This window comes from Enterococcus sp. AZ020 (assembly GCF_050499205.1).
GTDB lineage: Bacteria > Bacillota > Bacilli > Lactobacillales > Enterococcaceae > Enterococcus_L > Enterococcus_L dunnyi.
Genome location: NZ_JBIPAT010000006.1, coordinates 1 through 3386 on the forward strand (window position 1 = coordinate 1; position 3386 = coordinate 3386).

The 3386-nt window shown below is 36.5% G+C and carries 4 protein-coding genes; all 4 read left to right on the forward strand.

Translation table 11 applies throughout. From position 1 onward, the window contains the following. Window positions 1-1290 (forward strand): head protein (locus IGI58_RS18095; protein ID WP_429955490.1); only part of this gene is annotated, 1290 nt, incomplete at its 5' end. Between the two features lie 168 nt (window positions 1291-1458). Further along, a complete protein-coding gene (locus tag IGI58_RS18100) occupies window positions 1459-2076 on the forward strand; it encodes a capsid assembly scaffolding protein Gp46 family protein (protein WP_429952823.1) in 618 nt (205 codons plus the stop codon). A 12-nt stretch (window positions 2077-2088) separates the two neighbouring features. Then, window positions 2089-2988 (forward strand): SU10 major capsid protein, encoded by a 900-nt coding sequence (locus IGI58_RS18105; protein WP_429952822.1) that lies wholly within the window; start codon window positions 2089-2091, stop codon window positions 2986-2988. A 42-nt stretch (window positions 2989-3030) separates the two neighbouring features. Continuing rightward, window positions 3031-3270: a hypothetical protein gene (locus IGI58_RS18110; protein WP_429952821.1), complete on the forward strand. Its 240-nt coding sequence runs from the start codon at window positions 3031-3033 to the stop codon at window positions 3268-3270. Window positions 3271-3386 lie beyond the last annotated feature (116 nt).

Below are 3386 nucleotides of genomic sequence, written 5' to 3' on the forward strand. Positions count from 1 at the left end.
AAAAAAGAAATTGAGCGAATGTTAAACTACCCCTGGAGCGGAAAGACCTTTTCTTCTCGATTATGGGGGAATGTATCAAAATTAGAACAAAACCTCAGCCAAGCAATAGTTAATGCAGTTGCGAGTGGTGGCGGTGTTACAGATGCCTTGAAAACGATGAGGCAAGATCCCGCAATTTCTGACATGTTCAAACTTGAGAAAGATAAGTTTAATCGAGCCATTGAAAATCTCGTCAGAACTGAATATGCTCATTTTGCTGTAGAGGGTATCAATGCATCATTTGAAGAAGCTGGCGTTAAGAAATCAATATGCTGGTCCGCAGAAGATGAGAGAGTTTGTTCAATTTGCGGGGGATATCATGGCAAAGAAATAAAAAAAGGTGGTATTGATCCACCGTATCATACTCGTTGCCGTTGTACTAAGATACCATCTATTCCAGATTTGGGTGAAGACATCGACACTCTTTATGAGTCAATGTTTGGGGATTTACTAGATGAGTTCGCTAAAAATGAATGGGGAATTGCTCTAAATCGTCCTAACAAACCAAATACATTGAAGAAAGTATTTGATAAAACAAACATGAAGGAAATGGTTGGTACGGACAATTACAACGCATTCTTAAAGAGTTTTGAATCAATTAAGGATGGACGTGTTAAAGAACTACTTAACAAATTCGGAGATCAGCTATCTTTTAATAAGCTATCAAGTGGCAAAAGTTCTGCACAAGGAAAAACAATTCAACTGTCTGAAAAAGCGTTTAAAGGTAGTCATAATGGGAAACCGATGCAAAAAGTATTCCATGAACTGGGACATTTTCTTGATGCTCGGGGAGCTGAAGCAATAGGTAGTGATTTTGATCATATCTCTGAAATTCCTAGTTACAAGCTGAAAAATGCTATCAAAAAAGATCTACTAAATTTATTCAATAAAGATTTATCAGAAATTAACGGTGAAAAGCATAAACAAATTAATGATCTGAAAAAGTTATCTATTTTTGATCAGAGCGCAATCGTTAGGAAATATAAAAAATTGGCGGAAGAAAATCCGTATATGTATTCTTCTTTATCTGACATGATGGAATCAACAGGTGTATTTGTTGAAGGGCCATTGGGTTCTGGTCACGGATTAAAGTATTGGAAGATATCCGGAATGCAAGAGACAGAATTTTTTGCACATATGCTGGAAACTGTTGTGAACGAAGAATCAAGAAAAATGATGTATGAGTTATTTCCTGAGGCGACTAAGAAGTGGGAAAAAATGCTGGATGACATTTTAAAGAAAATGAAGTAGCCGTTAAGTTGTTTTTAAATTAGAAGTCCTAGCAATAGGGCTTTTTGTTTTGTCCGAAATGACATAAAACTAACGAATGGCGGGCGGTTATCCGAATGCTGGGCGTAAAAAATAATATCAATGCAATGCGGGGCGCAAGACGAATCGTGGGGCAGAGGAGGAAAAACAATGAAGAAATTGTTACCAATGAATTTGCAGTATTTTGCTGAAGGCGAAGGAAATGAGCCTGAGTTTTCTTTTGATGACTTCAAAGCCTTTGCTGAGTCCAATGAAGATGCTCAGAAGTTTCTTAAATCTCAGAATCAGTCTGCTGCAGATAAACAGCTCGAATCATGGCAGAAGAATAACTTAGATAAAATCAAACAAGATGCAATCAAGGATTATGAAGAATCTAAGAAGAACAAGACGCCTGATCAAATCAAACTTGAAGAACTACAAGCAGAAATGGCAGCGGAAAAAGCTCTACGCATTACAAGTGAAAATAAGGCGTTTGTAGCTGAACAAATTTCAGGACTTGAACTTGATGGAGATTTAAAGGAATCAGTTTCTAAATTCATGTTGAATAATTTAGTCAGCGATAACTCAGAATTTACCAAAAGTGCAGTAGAAGCATTTACTGGCGTGTTAGGAACAATCAAGGAGCAACATGCTGCATCAATCAAAGAATTAGAAATGAAGTCAGCGTTTGGTAATAAGCAACAAAACAGTACTGGATCACAAAAAGAACAATCTACTGGTGATCCGATGGAGGCATTAAGCCAAGGAATTAATAATTTAATATCTTAGGAGGAAACACACATGAAAAAAACATCAACAAATAATTTGGAGTACTTAGACATTTCTCCAATGATTAACGCTTTACAAATTCCTAATACACCGTTCTTATCTTGGTTATTAGGGGCAGGAAAAACTAATCCTGCTACGTCAACCGAAATCAAATGGCGCGAATATAATATCAATGAAGATGATTCATCTGGTCAATTAGAAGGCGGAAAATATACGGATGCAGAATCAGGACGTGTATGGTTTAACAACTTCACAGAGATTTTCCGTAAATCAACTTCAGTGTCAGGGACTTTGGACGCCATTAATGTTCACGGTGTAGGTAATGAATTGACTAATCAAGTATCACAACGCGCCTTAGAAATGAAAATTGATTTAAACCGTCAATTATTAACTGGTGTTAAAGCAGACGAAAATGGTACAACTGGTCGCCGTACTAGTGGAATTATGAATCTAATCAATTCAGCAAATGTGATCGATACAGCATCTGCGACTGCAGTTACACGTAAAGATGTAGATAAAATGTTCAAAATCATGTATGACAAGGGTTATATGGGCGAGAAACTTTGTTTAGTTTCAACTGATATGCTGGATTTAATGACGGATGAAGTAGATGGTAAATCGACTAAGGTTGCTCAATTTGGCGATACTGTTCAGTTTGGACTACGTTTAGGCAGCATCACATCTAACTATGGATCAGGGATTGCTTTGGTAGAACCAGCGTTGCCAAATGGCACAATGATTGCATTAGATACTAACTACGTTAATTTACGCCCGTTACGTGAATGGAGAGCAAGAGAATTGCCTCAAGAGACTGATTCAAAACGAATTGGTATCGTTGGTGAATATACAATTGAATACACTGCATCAAATTCAGGCGCAATCTTGAAACTTGCTGCTGTTACAGAGGGATAGTCTAAAAGCTATCTCTTTTATTTTAATTTAGGAGGAATTTTAATGACTGCAAAAAAAGAAACTGAAAAAAATACTGAAGAAGTAAAAAAAGAACAGGCAGAAACGAAGCAGGAAAAAACAGTGACTTATAAAGTGCTGAAAAAGAAAAATTTTGTAGGTTTTGTTCATCCTGACTCTCGCCGATTAGTGACAGCAAATGATAAAGGTGAGTTTATTGTGAAAGCATCGGACAAAAAAGCAATCGATATTTTAGAAAATGCTGCAGATGTACACGAAGTATAGGACGTGATCATATGTCTGATGAACAAAAGAAAAAAATCATCGATCAGATCAAAAAACAATTTCCAACAGTAGAAGAACAGCGAATCGAATCACTGTTAAATCTTATTTTATTGGAA

What these genes read in the sequence shown, in the direction of transcription:
- IGI58_RS18100 (WP_429952823.1), top strand. Translation starts at nt 1,459, where the DNA reads ATGAAGAAATTGTTACCAATGAATTTGCAGTATTTTGCTGAAGGCGAA.
- IGI58_RS18105 (WP_429952822.1), top strand. Translation starts at nt 2,089, where the DNA reads ATGAAAAAAACATCAACAAATAATTTGGAGTACTTAGACATTTCTCCA.
- IGI58_RS18110 (WP_429952821.1), top strand. Translation starts at nt 3,031, where the DNA reads ATGACTGCAAAAAAAGAAACTGAAAAAAATACTGAAGAAGTAAAAAAA.